This is a genomic window from Prolixibacteraceae bacterium, assembly GCA_019856515.1.
GTDB classification, from domain to species: Bacteria; Bacteroidota; Bacteroidia; order Bacteroidales; family Prolixibacteraceae; genus Halosquirtibacter; species Halosquirtibacter xylanolyticus.
Map to the genome: position 1 here is coordinate 550990 of CP082230.1, position 14639 is coordinate 565628.

The following is a 14639-nucleotide window of genomic DNA, read 5'->3' on the forward strand; positions in this document are numbered from 1 at the left end:
GGCCTTTCCAATGTGGGAGAGGCTCCTATTTTTTTATTCCAATAACATAGATTAGGAACATTCCAATAATGAAAGTGATGGTAAAACTGAGTAGGGTTCCTAGTAGTATATATTCTGTGTATTTTCTTGATTGAGTTTGTTGCATTGGATTGAGTCGTAGTATCGATTTGGCTGCAAATATGAAGCCTATGGCACTATATTGATTTAATAAGATTAGTGTAAGGGTCAAGAAGCGTTCGAGGTAACCAATCCATTTGCCTGCTTGGTTTAGACTCTCATTTTTTGTTCGATTGGTCTCGATCTCATCTCTCCATTTCCTTGTTAAAACTTTTATTAGAATACCAGATGGCCATAAGATCATGATGTATGCTACAACAGTTCCAATAATCTTTATTTGGTTGGTAAGCGAAATAAGTTGTTGATAGAATGGCTGCCAATTGTCAAGAATAAGTATGGTTATAATGAGGATGGATATAGTGTGCAGAATTTGGTCTATAATAAATAGAACTTCAGGTTTCCCTTTTTGACACACTTTCCAAAGATCGATCGCTGTGTGTATTATGGTTATCGCAGGAATGATTAATAGTAGATCCCATTGGGCAACAAATAGATAGGATAATAGCCCTGAAATGAGACCATGTAGGTAGAGATATGGCGATCTGAATTTCTTATTTTGACGATTTTCTACCCATGCATCCGGTTGTAAAATAAAGTCGGTGAAGAGGTGGGCTAGGAGAAGTTTTAGAAATAGGAGCATGGTTTATTCCGTTTTGAGTTTATTGGCTAAATGTTTGAAATTGTTTAACATCATTTGAGTGGCATCCCAGTTGGCTGCTTTCTTCCTTTGATTCACTGCCGACTGTGATACCATTAGTTTTTCGGCTGTTTTAGCCTCAGTGAGACCTTGTAAGAGAAAATATGCAGTTTCGGCTGCATTCTTAGACCATCTGTCTATAATTGCTTCTAATAGCTTTAATTCGACCTTTAGCTCTCTATTTATCTCCTGGTCAGCTGTGTGGATGATAAGCTTTTGATCTAACTGTTTCATCCTCTCTAAATTTCTTCCTGAAAGTTGCAGTGCTTGCCCATCAGATAGTGCTAAGGTACTATGCAAAAAGTCAATGCTGCCTATACCGATGGATATGCGAGCATCCATGTGATTATATTGCTCGTCTTTATCTTGGTCAGGGAATGTGATTTTCTTGAATATCGTTTTAAGCTGGAGTGCAATATTTAATGCCATTTCGATATCTGTGAATAGGCATTGGAATCCGTCTCCTCTAATAAATTCAAAAGGAAAGTGTAGATCGTACTCTTTAGATATATGCTCTAGGTCGTGTTGCAGTATTGAAAATAGATGTGCTCTATTTACGTTGTTTAATCTGTTTGAATCGATTAAATCTCCTGTTAATGCTACATACATGTTCGTCTATTTTTATTTAAAGATAGTAAAAAGAATAGAACCCTCCTATAGGAATATCTTCAAATTATAAGGTTCTAGCCTTATAATTAACGAATATAAGGTTGTGGCCTTATAATTAACGAATATAAGGCTGTAGCCTTATAATTTGGAGTTGATTTAATGGTTCTGTTTCCTTCGTTGTGAGTGGATTGTCAAAAAGGATCAATATGAAAGATGAACTAAATATTTTTTTATTTGTTATGTAAATGATTAGAATATAGTAGGTTCGATTTGAGTAGATGTTTTGGCATATGTTACATGTTGTCCGTTTAATAGTTTCTTAATTATAATTAGTCTAGATAAGCTAGTGTGTCCCGATAATTTTGCGTACTTTGTATCATATAAGCTACGGTAATACCAACGCTTATTTTAAAATGAATACTATTATTAGGATCTATTTTGTTTATACTACGTATTGAAATATCAATGTAGAAGAGGCTATGTTGCCACTTTGTTTGTTTAAACAAGATATGTTCGTAATAACTTATTTGTCATTTTAATATATATTTTGGTGTAAATAACATGATAGATTGATATATGGAATTGAGTAATAATTTTATGATGGCCTTCGGGTTGACTCTGTTTGCAGGATTGTCAACAGGTATTGGAAGTTTAATTGCGTTTGTGTCAAGACAGACAAATACCAAGTTATTGTCTGTGGCACTTGGTTTTTCTGCTGGGGTTATGATTTATGTCTCTTTTGTGGAGATCCTTCCAGAAGGGGTACATTCGTTACAGGAACATTATACCGATAAGTTGGGTGAGATATATGGTATTTTGGCATTCTTTGGTGGTATTTTGATTATAGCTTTGATTGATAAGCTGATTCCTAGTTTTGAAAATCCGCATGAGATAAAGAAGATTGAGGAGATGGATGATGCATCGAAAGCAAAGGATTTCCGAAAGTTATATAGAATGGGTATCATGACAGCTTTGGCTGTGGGGGTCCATAATTTTCCTGAAGGATTGGCTACTTTTATCTCTGCCCTGAATGACCCTTCATTGGGTGTGGCTATTGCTGTAGCTATTGCGATTCATAATATTCCTGAAGGCATTGCAGTGAGTGTCCCTATATATTACGCTACTAAGAGTAGGAGTAAAGCCTTTTGGTTGTCATTCTTGTCTGGTTTGGCCGAACCTGTTGGTGCATTGATTGGATATGTCTTAATTTTACCATTTGTAAATGCTGACAACTTAGAGGTGGTGATGGGAGTTGTTTTATGCTCTATTGCTGGAGTAATGGTGTTTATCTCGTTGGATGAACTTTTGCCAACAGCGGAGGAGTATGGAGAACACCATTTGTCTATTTATGGTCTGGTGGCTGGTATGGCTGTAATGGCAATAAGTTTATTGTTGTTCTGATTATAGTTTGATTATAATAGAAGAGAGGTAATGAAGGTCATATTTGATATTCATTACCTCTCTTTTGCTATTGTATAATTTCGATGTTAGATCATTTTATTGGCATTCTTCTCTGCATTATTAATACAGTCAGAAACGCTATTTCCTCCAACAAAATTGCCTGAGATAATGAAATTAGGGTGGTGGGTATGAAAATTATCCAGTTGGGCTTTGAAATCCATGTAACCTAGGTTATATTGGGGAATGGCTTTCTCGTAGAGTTTAAAACATTTGGTTTTAGGCTCGCCCTCTATCTCCATGATCTCCGCAAATTCTCTTGTTGCTTCGGATACCCAACGATTTAGATCGCTTTGAAGCATCTCTTCGTGGTTTCTACTACCACCAAGGTATAGCGTGAAGGAGGCATGGTCTTTGGGTGCTCTGTGGTCGAATATGGTACTACTCCATAGTGCTCCTAAGAATTTTAGTTTTGCTTTTTCAGGTACTAAGAAGCCGAAACTGTCGAGTTGGCGTCCAATTTGTTCTTTGTGATATCCAAGGGTTAATGTTCCCACTGGAGGGTAGAAGATCTTGTCCAGTTCTTCACTTAGTTTGTGATCGAGATCAGAAACAAGAGAAGAAAGCTTGTATGCTGGTAGGGTTGAGATGATCTTATCGGTGGCAATAGTATGTTTTTCACCATCTTTGAGGTAGGTAATATGATACCTGTTTTCAGAAGGTGTAATTTCAATTACTTCACTCTTTAAAAAGAGTTGAGGAGAAAGTTTTTTTGCAATAGCTTTAGGGAGTTGGTTCATTCCTCTTTGAAATGACATGATATTCCGAGAAGGTTTGAATGCCCCTTGTTTATAGGCATTGCGCTTGTTTTTCATCGTGTGATAAGAGCCCATGATCACCGAGCCATGCTGTGTTTCCATCGCGGCCATTTCAGGATATGCAGCTTGCATGCTTAGATCTTTGGGATCGCCAGCATATACTCCAGCAACAAGAGGGTTCAGTGTGTAATCGAGAAACTCCTTCCCAAAACGACGAATAACGAAATCATGCATGCTTTCATCTGTATGATCTCTTCTAGCTTTTACGAATGGTTCTTTAAGTACGCGAAGTTTGGTTTTGAACGAAAGAAGTTTGGTGAAGATATAAGAAAGAGGGCCGTCTAAGGCGTGGATCTGGTTGTCTCGATAGAGGTATTTCTTAGAAGCTTTTCTATTGGCTTGCATTAATTGGTCTTTGATTCCAGTCCAATTTAGAAGTTTCTGAAAAGATTCGTACTTCTCTACCGTGGAGTTGGCAGCAAAATCGAAGGTGTAACCGTCAATCTCTTTAGAGGACAAAACACCTCCTACTTTATCCCTTTTTTCTAAAATGAGTACATTCTTACCTTGTGCTTCTAGGAAAGCAGCTGTAGATAGACCTGATATTCCTGCTCCTAGAATCACTATCTCATATGAATCCATTGTTCTTTTTACCTTGTATGATGAGTTACAAATATAATGGAACTGAATCGAAAAAGGGAGTCTATTTGAATTTATTTAGACCTGTTAGGTATCGAATTTGTGGATATTGCAACGCAGTTAACGAAGAGCTGTCTCCTCTTTCAAAACTACAATGGTGTTGAGAGAGGAGATAGATTGTGTGATTACTTTTTTCTAACCCATGTTTGTGTTCTATAGAAAAAGCCAATGTAGCCACGAACTTGTAGTTCTCCGTCTTCTTGCCATAGTTTAACATCATAGGTTTTTCCACTCTCTGGGTCTAGGATACCATCGTCTTTAACCCAAACTCCATCTTTCTTTGTTAGGCCATCCACGATGAATAGTCCTTTGATTGGTTGGTTGTGAAGATCTCCTTTACACTCTTTGCAAAGTGGATCGTAATTTGGATCAGAGTTGTAGAACCCAACTACTTGTCCAAAAAGCTTTCCATCTTTTATTGTAATCTCTACGTCCGATTTGGGCTTGTTGGTCTTGTCGTCAATTGTTTGCCAAATACCAGTAATCTCCTGTGCGATAGACGGAAGTGTGACAAGAAGGCAAATTAGTGCCATCATTAGTTTTTTCATCTGGATTATCTCTTTTGAATTAATATATTTCAATTTCAATTCAAATAAACAAAAAATCTTCTGGGATGTTTTATTTATATAAATAAAAATCTAACAACTATGAGTGTTGAATTGCTTTCTCGTATTCAATTTGCAATGACCATCTCTTTCCATTATGTCTTTCCTCCGTTATCAATAGGATTAGGGATGTTGATGTTCTTTTTTGAGTTGATTTATGTTCGTACTAACAAGGTATTGTATTACAACCTAGCCCGTTTTTGGTCCAAGATATTTGCTGTGATCTTCGGGATGGGAGTAGCTACAGGAGTTGTAATGGAGTTTCAATTTGGAACCAATTGGGCGACATATTCCCGTTATATCGGTGATGTGATGGGAAGTGTTTTAGCTGCTGAAGGATTATTGGCATTTATGGTTGAAGCAGGATTCTTAAGTATTGTTCTTTTAGGGTGGAACCGTGTGAGTAAGAAGTTTCATCTTTTCTCAACCTTCTTAGTGTGGTTGGGCTCTATGTTTTCTGCATTATGGATTGTGATTGTAAATTCATGGCAACAAACGCCCGCTGGATATCATATTGTGCAGAGAGCTGATGGTACTTTTAGGGCAGAGGTCTTAGATTATGTCAAAATGATATTTAACCCCTCTAGTATGGATCGGTTCTTACATGTTATCCTCTCTTCGCTTTTGTGTGGACTGTTCTTGGTCATATCGATTCATGCCTATTATATTTTTAAGAAGAAGTTTGTCAAAAGCTCTCTTCTTGCAATAAAGGTCGCATCTATTAGTGGTCTGGTTTTGATTATCCTACAGGTTGTCTCAGGGCACCATTCAGCATTGATTGTTGCAGAACACCAACCAGAGAAATTAGCCTCTTTTGAAGGTCATTTTGATTCTAATAAACCTGGGAATTTATACTTGCTTGGTTGGGTGAATCAAGATGAGAAAGTAACCACGGGACTGTATATTCCTAAATTTCTATCTTTTATGATCTCGGCAGACCCAAACATGAAGGTTAAAGGTTTAAATGACTATCCTGAGGAAGATCTTCCGCCTGTTAATGTTGTGTTTCAAACCTATCATACAATGGTGGCTTTAGGGATGGCTATGTTAGGTGTTTTAGGGTTATTGGTGTTTTCATTTAAAAGAAGGTGGCTCCTTAAGAATAGGTGGTTTCAACTGGTGTGTTGTGGTAGTGTTTTAATGCCAATACTTGCTGTCCAATTAGGTTGGTTTAGTGCTGAAATAGGACGGCAGCCTTGGATTGTTTATCACTTAATGAGAACAAAAGATGGGATCTCCACAAACCTAACAACGTATGATCTGTGGTTTTCGATCATTGGTTTTGGTGTGATATATATATTCCTTACAGGTCTTTTTGTTTTTACAATTAGGCGTCAAGTGATGGTTGGAATTAAGAAATATAAATAAGTGATGCTATGGATATTCAAACAGTGTATTTTTTGCTTATAGGTGCTATAATTTCTGCATATGCCATCTTGGATGGATATGATCTAGGGGTTGGTGCCATTTATCCTTTTTTGAAGGATGATAAACAGAGGTCTATTGCAATCGAAGCTATAGCTCCTTTTTGGGATGGGAATGAGGTATGGATTGTTATTGCGGGTGGCGGATTAATTGCGGGTTTTCCAGATGTGTATGCCTCTGTCTTCTCAGGGTTCTATGTTCCTGTGATATTACTTCTGTTTTGCTTAATATTCAGGGCTATTTCAATAGAGAATAGAGGTCATGCGAGCAGTGCCAATTCAGTCCTATTCTGGGATATTGCCTTTTCTGTGTCTAGTATATTGATCGCTTTTATATTTGGTTTGTTGGTGGGGAATTTAATGGTAGGTGTTCCGCTATTATCCAATGGTAACTTTGAAGGTGGATTGCTTGCTTTATTTAGACCTTATCCAGTCATTGTAGGGGTGTTGACTGTCGTATTGCTTTCAATTCATGGAATTATATTTCTCCTAATAAAGGTTCCTAAGGATATGATTTCAAGATTGAAAAAGATACATCATAGAATGCTTATTGTCTTCTCTATTCTTTTTGCTCTATTGGGAGGGATTACTTATAAATATATCCCAAGTGCATTCTTAAACTATTACTATTCACCGGTTCTATTTCTTGTGCCGTTGATGTTGTTTCTATTCCTCTGGCTTGAGCTATATAGTGTAAAGCGATCTCATTATAACATATCATTACTTCACTCTTCTATAACGATATGTCTTGTATTGATGATTTTTGCAGCAAGTCTATACCCTAATATCGTGGTCTCTTCGATTGATATTGAGTATAGCTTGAATATTTATAATGCCTCTTCTTCTCTATTTACATTGAAGATATTGCTTATCATTACCGTATTGGCAATTCCTTCTGTGTTCGCATATTTGATTACGAGAAAGAAGGTGTTTAGTGGTAGAATTGAAAGTACTCACTTTTATGAAAAAGAGGATAATTCAATATGATAAAAAATCCCCCTATGATGATCTTCATAGGGGGATCGTTATTTTATTGAAGAATCGTTACTTCACTTCCCAAGTATTTCCTGAAAATAGTAGGTCTTCTACACATTTAATCTTCGCATCCTCTTGTACTTCTTTGATTTGTGCTTCCATACACTCATCATAGACAAGATCCTTTACTTTACGGATGACTCCGAAAGCAACAGGGAATTCAGGAAGTTTCATGTCAATGAGTTGTTGGTGAAGAAAACCATCTGCATCGCATGCATCATGTACCAATATATCATCAATAGTGATTCCATTCTCTCCGATAACCGCAACTTCTAACTTCCCTTTTTTGTTTAGAATAATTCCTTTGTTCTTCTCTTTACCGAATAACATTGGTTTATTATCCTCAAGGTGTAATTGACGATCTTCTTTATGTTTAGGATCAGTGATCTCAGTGTGGATGTTGTGGTTGTAGATCACACAGTTCTGAAGAACCTCAACAACTGATGTTCCTTTATGTTTCGCAGCCTCAACAAATACATCGTGACTCTTCTTTACATTGCTATCAATAGCACGAGCAAAGAAAGTTCCTCTTGATCCTAAAACTAGTTTACCTGGAGTAAATGGGTCTTCAACAGTTCCAAAAGGTGATGTTTTAGTTACTTTACCTCTGTCACAAGTAGGTGAGTATTGTCCTTTGGTAAGACCATAGATCTTGTTATTGAATAAAATAACATTGATATCGATATTACGACGTACCATATGGATAAAGTGGTTTCCACCAATTGCTAAAGCATCACCATCACCTGTAATCTCCCAAACAGAAAGCTCTGGATTTGCACTCTTAAGTCCAGAGGCTACAGCAGCAGCTCTACCATGAATAGTATGGAATCCATAAGTATTCATGTAATATGGAAAACGAGAAGAGCATCCAATACCTGAAACAACAGCGTATTTTTCAATTGGGATAGCAAGCGTTACCATTGCTTTCTGTACTGCATTGATTATGGCATGATCACCACAACCTGGACACCAACGAATTTCGTTTGGTGACTTTAAATCTTTAATTGTATATTGAGTTGAATTTTCTAGCATGACAATGATCCTTCCATCTCTTTTTGTACACGTGATTTAATTTCATCATTTGTAAAAGGCAACCCTTGAAGCTTGTTCATCTGAGCATAACTGAATTGTGGGAATTGATCTCTTAGATATAATGCAAATTGCCCATTGTTTAGTTCACAAACGATAATTTTCTTGTATTTAGAGAATATCTGTTCCGTATTCTTAGGTAAAGGTTGGATGTAATTGAAATGAGCCAATGACACATCTATTCCTTCAGATCTTAACTCTCTAGCACTACTTAATAGATGTCCATGAGTACCTCCCCATCCAACAAGTAGGATTTCTCCTCCTTCTTGATTGCCATAGATTTCAAGCTCAGGAATCATGTCAGCAACACGAGCTACTTTCTCTGCACGAATGTCACACATCTTTTGGTGATTTGCTGGATCATGACTTACATTTCCGTCAAGACCTTTTTCAAGACCACCAATTCTGTGTTCAAAACCTTTCATGCCTGGATAAGCCCATTCTCTTGCTAATGTTTCCGCATCTCTCTTGTATGGTAGATATGTTTCCGCATCAAGAGCTTGTGCAGGAGTAATTTCTGGTAGATCAGCCATTCTAGGAAGTTTCATCGGTTGGCTACCATTTCCTAGGAATCCATCAGTTAATAAAATAACAGGTGTCATTCTTTCCATTGCGATTTTACTCGCCATATATGCATAGTAGAAGCTATCTGAAGGAGAAGAGGCTGCCAATACTACCATTGGAGATTCTCCATTTCTTCCATATAATGATTGAAGAAGATCAGATTGTTCAGTTTTTGTTGGTAATCCAGTTGAAGGGCCACCACGCTGTACATTTATCACCACAATTGGAAGTTCAGCTATCACAGCTAATCCCATTGCTTCTGACTTAAGAGCCAATCCAGGTCCTGATGTTGAGGTGACCGCGAAATGACCTGCAAAAGATGCTCCAATAGTTGTACAGATACCTGCAATTTCATCTTCCGCTTGGAATGATTTTACGCCTAGATCTTTACGAACAGCTAACTCTTGAAGAATATCAGTGGCTGGAGTAATAGGATAAGATCCAATGAATAGAGGTTTTTTTGCCTTCTCAGCAGCAGCTAAAATACCCCAAGCGGTAGCTTGGTTACCATGAACAGTTCGATAAGTACCTTTCTCAATAGGAGCAGGGTTCACCACATAACGAGGAGTCATGTGTTGCATGTTCATTCCATAGTTGAATCCATCATGTAAAACCTTAAGATTGGCTTCCACGACAGTTGGTTTTTTAGCAAACTTCTTCTTTATGAACGACTCAATGTAGTCCAAAGGACGGTTAAACATCCAACACACTAGTCCTAAAGCGAACATGTTCTTTGATCTTAGTACAGATTTGTTGTCTAGACCAAATTCTTTTAAGCTCTCTTTAGTTAGGTTTGAGATTGGAACAGCTATTTTTCTATAATCATGAAGATTAAGTTCCTCAAAAGGATCTGTTGTTTTAAACTGAGCTTTTAGAAGGTTCTTTTCAGTAAAGCTATCAGAATCATAAATAATAGTTCCTTGAAGGCGAATGAATTTAGCATTCGCTTTAATTGCTGCAGGGTTCATTGCGACAAGTACATGTGCTAAATCTCCCGGTGTGTTAATTTGGTTTGCACCAAAATGAACTTGGAAACCAGAAACTCCACCAACAGTTCCCTGTGGTGCTCTAATTTCGGATGGGAAATCAGGAAATGTTGAAATATCATTTCCAAGTAAAGCAGATGCATCTGAAAACAGTGTTCCTGTTAGCTGCATTCCATCTCCAGAGTCTCCAGAGAATCGGATTGCAACTTCGTCCAATTCTATAATTTTAGCTTCGGTAGACATAATTGGATATTTATTTAAAATTTTGGCTAATTGCCTTTTAGTTTACTGTTAAAAACAGAGGTTTGGTGTTAAATCGTCAGATTTCGAGCCAAAACAATGTCATATTGTTTCTTTTTTGCGTAATACAAAGTTAAGTATAAATGTTAAATAATCATTCTTAAAAAAGTCAGGATTTCCAGAATTTTGTAAATTTGCAATCAATTTATAAACATTATACATTATGACTTTATTAAGAACGCTCAAAGGTAAAACACCTAAAATTGGAAAAGACTGTTTTTTGGCAGAAACAGCAACAATTATTGGAGATGTTGAGATGGGAGATGGATGTAGTATTTGGTATGGAGCTGTATTGCGTGGGGATGTTCACTCTATTCGTTTGGGTAACAACGTAAATGTGCAAGATAATGCTGTTATTCATGCTACATACAAGAAATCACCAACTAATATTGGTGACAATGTATCTATTGCACATGGAGCAATTGTTCATGGCTGTACGATTCATGATAATGTGTTGATTGGAATGAATGCTGTTGTTTTGGACGATGCTGTCGTTGAACCAAATGCTATTATTGCTGCTGGAGCTGTAGTAACTAAAGGTACGGTTGTCAAATCAGGATCTGTTTATGCTGGATCTCCAGCCAAGAAGATTAAAGAGTTGAGCCCTGAATTGTTAGAAGGGGAGATTAATCGTATTGCTAATAGTTATGCAATGTATGCTAGTTGGTATACTGAAGATGCTGAATAGGTAAACATTGTATTTTCTATTCTGTAAAACATTGAGAAGAACAGAGTGAAGGGTGTGTTTTCTGTGATAAACTAAAAAAGTCATTCCACACGGTTAAAAGAGTTGTGTGGAATGACCAAGTAAAATAGATATATTTGATTGTTAGGTTGAGTTCATGTTAGTTGTATACACTCTCTCCGTGTTCATAAATATCAAGCCCTTCTTCTTCTTCTCTTTTGGTCACTCGTAGGCCTATGGTTCTCTTTAAAGTGTAGAACATGACCCATCCAAGGCTCAGTGCCCAAGCAGCCACTGCTGCTACTCCTACAAGCTGAGTTAAAAGGAGTGTTGTGTCTCCTGTATATAGTAGCCCTTCTTGAGGGTCTAATATTCCAACAAGAAGTGTTCCAAGTACGCCACAAACTCCATGAACAGAGATTGCACCTACAGGATCATCAATACGCAATTTCTGATCGATAATTTCGACAGCAAAGATTAATGTGACTCCTGCAAGGATACCAACAAAAATGGCATCTCTTGGAGATATAACATCACAGCCCGCAGTGATGGCTACCAATCCGCCCAGTGCTCCGTTTAATGTCATTGATAGGGATGGAAACTTATATCGTTTCCAGGATAAACACATGGCTGCGATAGCACCTGATGCTGCTGAAAGGTTTGTAGTGATAAAGATGTGTGAGATGGCATTTGCATTCTCTAGGCCTTGAGCTGCAAGTTGAGATCCTGGATTAAATCCAAACCATCCAAACCATAGTATAAATACACCTAGGGTTCCAAATACTAAGTTGTGTCCTGGTATTGCTTTTGCCTTGCCGTTGTATTTCCCTAATCTTGGTCCTAACATCTTTGCACCAACAATACCTAGCCATGCACCAACTGAATGTACTACAGTGGATCCTGCGAAATCATGAAACCCTAATTCTGAAAGCCATCCACCTCCCCATATCCAATGTCCTGATACGGGATAGATTACAATTCCAATAAAAAGGCTAAATATAAGGTATGTCGTGAATTTAGCACGTTCTGCAACAGCACCTGATACTATTGTTGCAGCAGTGGCACAAAATACAGTTTGAAAGAAGAGGAAAGCGTTGTCTGGAATTTCAAGTCCATAGTGATTTTGAAAACCAATATCTATCGTGCCAATTAATCCGGAAATTGATGGGCCAAACATGATCCCATATCCGATGAGCCAAAAAGCAACAGATCCGATACTAAAGTCCATCATGTTCTTCATTAGGATATTAACGGCATTTTTAGATCTTGTGAATCCAACTTCAACTAGGGCAAAGCCTGCTTGCATAAACATTACAAGGCATGCACAGATGAGAATCCATACTGTGTCGAGAGAATCAAATGTTGATGGTGATGTGTTTAGAATTGTATATAGCATTCTTGTCGTTTTTTAATGTAGGTGATACCATATTGGTATTATACCAATGGTGTTTTGAAAAGATCGTTTAATAGATATGATAATATGTTGTTACGATAAGACTAAAAGGTAGGAGTGTCGTTCTCCCATAATTGATGTTTTATGCCGTATAAACAAAATATAAGTGTATCCATCTTAACCTTCACTGGACTCTAGGTATAATGATGCATCTCCATTCTCTCCATTGCGGATACGAATGGCATCGATTACATCAACAATGAAGATTTTACCATCTCCAATCTCTCCTGTACATGCAGATTTAAGAATCGCATCAATTGTTTTCTGAAGATTTTGATCCCTAACAATTATAGAAAGTTTAACACGCTCAATACTGCTAGTGTCATAGAGAATGCCCCTATAAGAGCGTTCTTCAACTGATTTTCCAATCCCTCTTACATCCCAAAATGAAAAGAATTCAATTCCAGCTTCATGCAGTGCTTCTTTTACATCATCAAATTTAATTTTTCGAATGATCGCTTCGATTTTCTTCATACTTATAGTCGTTTTTGTGATTTCTGTAACTATAATAATTGTGATAGGTGATTATTAAACGACCACGTCCAATTTTAAGGAGATGATAGTTATGATAGCTCACGTTATCATTTTTTAGAAGAAACTTATATGAATAATCACGGAGAATATTGTTTAAAACAATATTTTAATAGACACCTGGTGTTTTGTAGGGGTCTAATGCAAATATGGTTAAAAAATGGGTGTTATTGTGTATTATTTAAGGGGTGTTGTTATTTAAATAACAATAAATTAATATTTAAGGGGTGTTTTTGTGGGGGTGTGGTAAAAAACACTTTTGCAAGGAGGGTGTAGAGGTGATAATGCTAGACTATAATGAATAGGAAATAAAAAAGTTCGCATTAAGATCATTTTAGAATCTTAATGCGAACTCTTCTTTGTTTTTAAACCAGAAAGTCTTGTTTTCTGTAGTATTTAGAAATCATCAATTAAATTGTAGTCAATACCTCTTGTTTAGATGGATAAAGAACTTGAAGTATTGCTCTCTTGATGTAACTGTTTTTAATGATATATAAACTGTTTCTTTACCATATGATAAAACACTGTAGGTACAAGATAAGCATACTTAAATCGAATCCAATGTTTTAATTAAACACTTGGCTAGCTTGTCTGGATAGTAATCAGCATACTGAAATGCTTCATCTGTTAGATTAATGATTCTATCTCCTTTAATGATCAGTAGTGTTTGTCCTTCAACTTGAAATGCATTGATAATCTCCTTTGTGTCGGGATTGTCAATATTTATTGATTGAAACGTGTAAAGTTTGTGATTCATCTCTACCTCCATCTCGATATCCTTCTTTACTTCTTGCTCAATGGCTAGGCAGGTAGAACATCTTTGAGTGAAATGGAAGTATATTATCTCAATCTCACTTTCTGCCTGTTTCTCTTGCGCATTTAAATGTGTAGATGAAAATAAAAAGGTTAGCAGAACTCCTATGATTAAAAGTTGGTCTTTCATTTTGATTTAAATTGGATCGCGTGTTATCTGAAAGAAGTAGGATTATTTAAAGAGATCTCCAAATAGAACCTTTGCTTTCTCCCAATTCTCTTTATTAATACAATATTTAATTCTTGGCGTTTGAATCTCTCCCTGTATCAATCCAGCATTCTTGAGTTCTTTTAGATGTTGTGATAGGGTAGATTTAGCAATAGGAAGTTCCTCTGTCAGATCCCCACTATAGCAACAGCATAACTCATTCAATCGTTTTAATATATATATCCTAATAGGATGCCCTAAAGCTTTTGCAAAACGAGCAACCTGTTTTTGCTCTTCGGTAATATTACTGTTTATGTCCATTCTGAATCTTCTCCTTTTTGCAAAATTGAATAAAAAAAGAGTAACATGAAAGAAAAAGCATCACGAGAATGTATTTCTCTGCGTAAAATTTGAATAAAACTCACTGTAATGGCTATATGCTTTATGATTTTAGAGAACCTGGTATTTTATGTTCAGAATATTGTTATATAGCGATTTGATTGGTGCGAATATCCTTTAGTGTTTTTTATTACTCACAATTCGTCATTTACATATTGTTGTGGGGGTAGCTCTAGATCATGATGCACTATAGGTTGATGGTCTTCATTCTCTTTATTAAATATCCTTATTGTATTTGGCATCTAAAATTTTACTTTACATGAGGAGAT

Annotated in this window: 14 protein-coding genes; 4 read left to right on the top strand and 10 right to left on the bottom strand. The window is 36.7% G+C overall.

The features are described 5' to 3' along the window. Nucleotides 1–25: 25 nt before the first annotated feature. Both K5X82_01865 and K5X82_01870 read right to left on the bottom strand, forming a co-directional pair. Nucleotides 26–757: a DUF3307 domain-containing protein gene (locus K5X82_01865; GenBank protein ID QZT37651.1), complete on the bottom strand. Its 732-nt coding sequence runs from the start codon at nt 755–757 to the stop codon at nt 26–28. Between the two features lie 3 nt (nt 758–760). Beyond that, a complete protein-coding gene (locus K5X82_01870) occupies nt 761–1423 on the bottom strand; it encodes a SatD family protein (GenBank protein QZT37652.1) in 663 nt (220 codons plus the stop codon). A gap of 576 nt (nt 1424–1999) precedes the next feature. On the opposite strand from K5X82_01870, the gene zupT reads away from it, so the two are divergent. Continuing rightward, complete coding sequence (zupT, locus tag K5X82_01875) at nt 2000–2824, top strand: zinc transporter ZupT (protein ID QZT37653.1); 825 nt, start codon at nt 2000–2002, stop codon at nt 2822–2824. A gap of 86 nt (nt 2825–2910) precedes the next feature. Here zupT and hemG read toward each other — a convergent pair whose 3' ends face one another. Both hemG and K5X82_01885 read right to left on the bottom strand, forming a co-directional pair. Further along, nucleotides 2911–4281, bottom strand: a complete 1371-nt coding sequence (hemG, locus tag K5X82_01880) for a protoporphyrinogen oxidase (GenBank protein QZT37654.1) — start codon at nt 4279–4281, stop codon at nt 2911–2913. Between the two features lie 182 nt (nt 4282–4463). Beyond that, nucleotides 4464–4886: a DUF2147 domain-containing protein gene (locus K5X82_01885; protein QZT37655.1), complete on the bottom strand. Its 423-nt coding sequence runs from the start codon at nt 4884–4886 to the stop codon at nt 4464–4466. 99 nt (nt 4887–4985) lie between these two features. Between K5X82_01885 and K5X82_01890 the strand changes: the two genes are divergently transcribed. Continuing rightward, nucleotides 4986–6311 (top strand): cytochrome ubiquinol oxidase subunit I, encoded by a 1326-nt coding sequence (locus K5X82_01890; GenBank protein ID QZT37656.1) that lies wholly within the window; start codon nt 4986–4988, stop codon nt 6309–6311. Nucleotides 6312–6319: 8 nt separating this feature from the next. Further along, the gene (gene cydB, locus K5X82_01895) at nt 6320–7354 is read left to right on the top strand and encodes a cytochrome d ubiquinol oxidase subunit II (GenBank protein QZT37657.1); all 1035 of its coding nucleotides are present in this window, start codon (nt 6320–6322) and stop codon (nt 7352–7354) included. Nucleotides 7355–7411: 57 nt separating this feature from the next. Here the strand turns inward: cydB and K5X82_01900 are convergent, their stop codons facing one another. Together K5X82_01900 and K5X82_01905 are read right to left on the bottom strand one after the other, a co-directional pair. Continuing rightward, entirely contained in the window at nt 7412–8434 is a 1023-nt protein-coding gene (locus K5X82_01900; GenBank protein QZT37658.1) for a 2-oxoacid:ferredoxin oxidoreductase subunit beta, read from the bottom strand. Continuing rightward, nucleotides 8428–10284, bottom strand: a complete 1857-nt coding sequence (locus K5X82_01905) for a 2-oxoacid:acceptor oxidoreductase subunit alpha (GenBank protein QZT37659.1) — start codon at nt 10282–10284, stop codon at nt 8428–8430. The genes K5X82_01900 and K5X82_01905 overlap by 7 nt, the downstream gene beginning before the upstream one ends. Nucleotides 10285–10504: 220 nt before the next feature. Here K5X82_01905 and K5X82_01910 point away from each other — a divergent pair, with 220 nt between their 5' ends. Beyond that, entirely contained in the window at nt 10505–11029 is a 525-nt protein-coding gene (locus K5X82_01910) for a gamma carbonic anhydrase family protein (GenBank protein ID QZT37660.1), read from the top strand. Between the two features lie 157 nt (nt 11030–11186). On the opposite strand, the gene K5X82_01915 is transcribed toward K5X82_01910, so the two are convergent. The 4 genes from K5X82_01915 to K5X82_01930 form a co-directional block, all read right to left on the bottom strand. Then, a complete protein-coding gene (locus K5X82_01915) occupies nt 11187–12422 on the bottom strand; it encodes an ammonium transporter (protein ID QZT37661.1) in 1236 nt (411 codons plus the stop codon). A 174-nt stretch (nt 12423–12596) separates the two neighbouring features. Further along, nucleotides 12597–12953 (bottom strand): P-II family nitrogen regulator, encoded by a 357-nt coding sequence (locus K5X82_01920; protein ID QZT37662.1) that lies wholly within the window; start codon nt 12951–12953, stop codon nt 12597–12599. A 604-nt stretch (nt 12954–13557) separates the two neighbouring features. Beyond that, entirely contained in the window at nt 13558–13953 is a 396-nt protein-coding gene (locus K5X82_01925) for a nitrophenyl compound nitroreductase subunit ArsF family protein (protein QZT37663.1), read from the bottom strand. Nucleotides 13954–13995: 42 nt separating this feature from the next. Continuing rightward, on the bottom strand, nt 13996–14292 hold the full coding sequence (locus tag K5X82_01930) for a metalloregulator ArsR/SmtB family transcription factor (GenBank protein QZT37664.1): 297 nt from the start codon (nt 14290–14292) through the stop codon (nt 13996–13998). Nucleotides 14293–14639: the final 347 nt, after the last annotated feature.

Excerpts from the sequence above, each read along its gene's own strand:
- K5X82_01865 (QZT37651.1), bottom strand. The coding sequence starts at position 757 with ATGCTCCTATTTCTAAAACTTCTCCTAGCCCACCTCTTCACCGACTTT.
- K5X82_01870 (QZT37652.1), bottom strand. The coding sequence starts at position 1,423 with ATGTATGTAGCATTAACAGGAGATTTAATCGATTCAAACAGATTAAAC.
- zupT (QZT37653.1), top strand. The coding sequence starts at position 2,000 with ATGGAATTGAGTAATAATTTTATGATGGCCTTCGGGTTGACTCTGTTT.
- hemG (QZT37654.1), bottom strand. The coding sequence starts at position 4,281 with ATGGATTCATATGAGATAGTGATTCTAGGAGCAGGAATATCAGGTCTA.
- K5X82_01885 (QZT37655.1), bottom strand. The coding sequence starts at position 4,886 with ATGAAAAAACTAATGATGGCACTAATTTGCCTTCTTGTCACACTTCCG.
- K5X82_01890 (QZT37656.1), top strand. The coding sequence starts at position 4,986 with ATGAGTGTTGAATTGCTTTCTCGTATTCAATTTGCAATGACCATCTCT.
- cydB (QZT37657.1), top strand. The coding sequence starts at position 6,320 with ATGGATATTCAAACAGTGTATTTTTTGCTTATAGGTGCTATAATTTCT.
- K5X82_01900 (QZT37658.1), bottom strand. The coding sequence starts at position 8,434 with ATGCTAGAAAATTCAACTCAATATACAATTAAAGATTTAAAGTCACCA.
- K5X82_01905 (QZT37659.1), bottom strand. The coding sequence starts at position 10,284 with ATGTCTACCGAAGCTAAAATTATAGAATTGGACGAAGTTGCAATCCGA.
- K5X82_01910 (QZT37660.1), top strand. The coding sequence starts at position 10,505 with ATGACTTTATTAAGAACGCTCAAAGGTAAAACACCTAAAATTGGAAAA.
- K5X82_01915 (QZT37661.1), bottom strand. The coding sequence starts at position 12,422 with ATGCTATATACAATTCTAAACACATCACCATCAACATTTGATTCTCTC.
- K5X82_01920 (QZT37662.1), bottom strand. The coding sequence starts at position 12,953 with ATGAAGAAAATCGAAGCGATCATTCGAAAAATTAAATTTGATGATGTA.
- K5X82_01925 (QZT37663.1), bottom strand. The coding sequence starts at position 13,953 with ATGAAAGACCAACTTTTAATCATAGGAGTTCTGCTAACCTTTTTATTT.
- K5X82_01930 (QZT37664.1), bottom strand. The coding sequence starts at position 14,292 with ATGGACATAAACAGTAATATTACCGAAGAGCAAAAACAGGTTGCTCGT.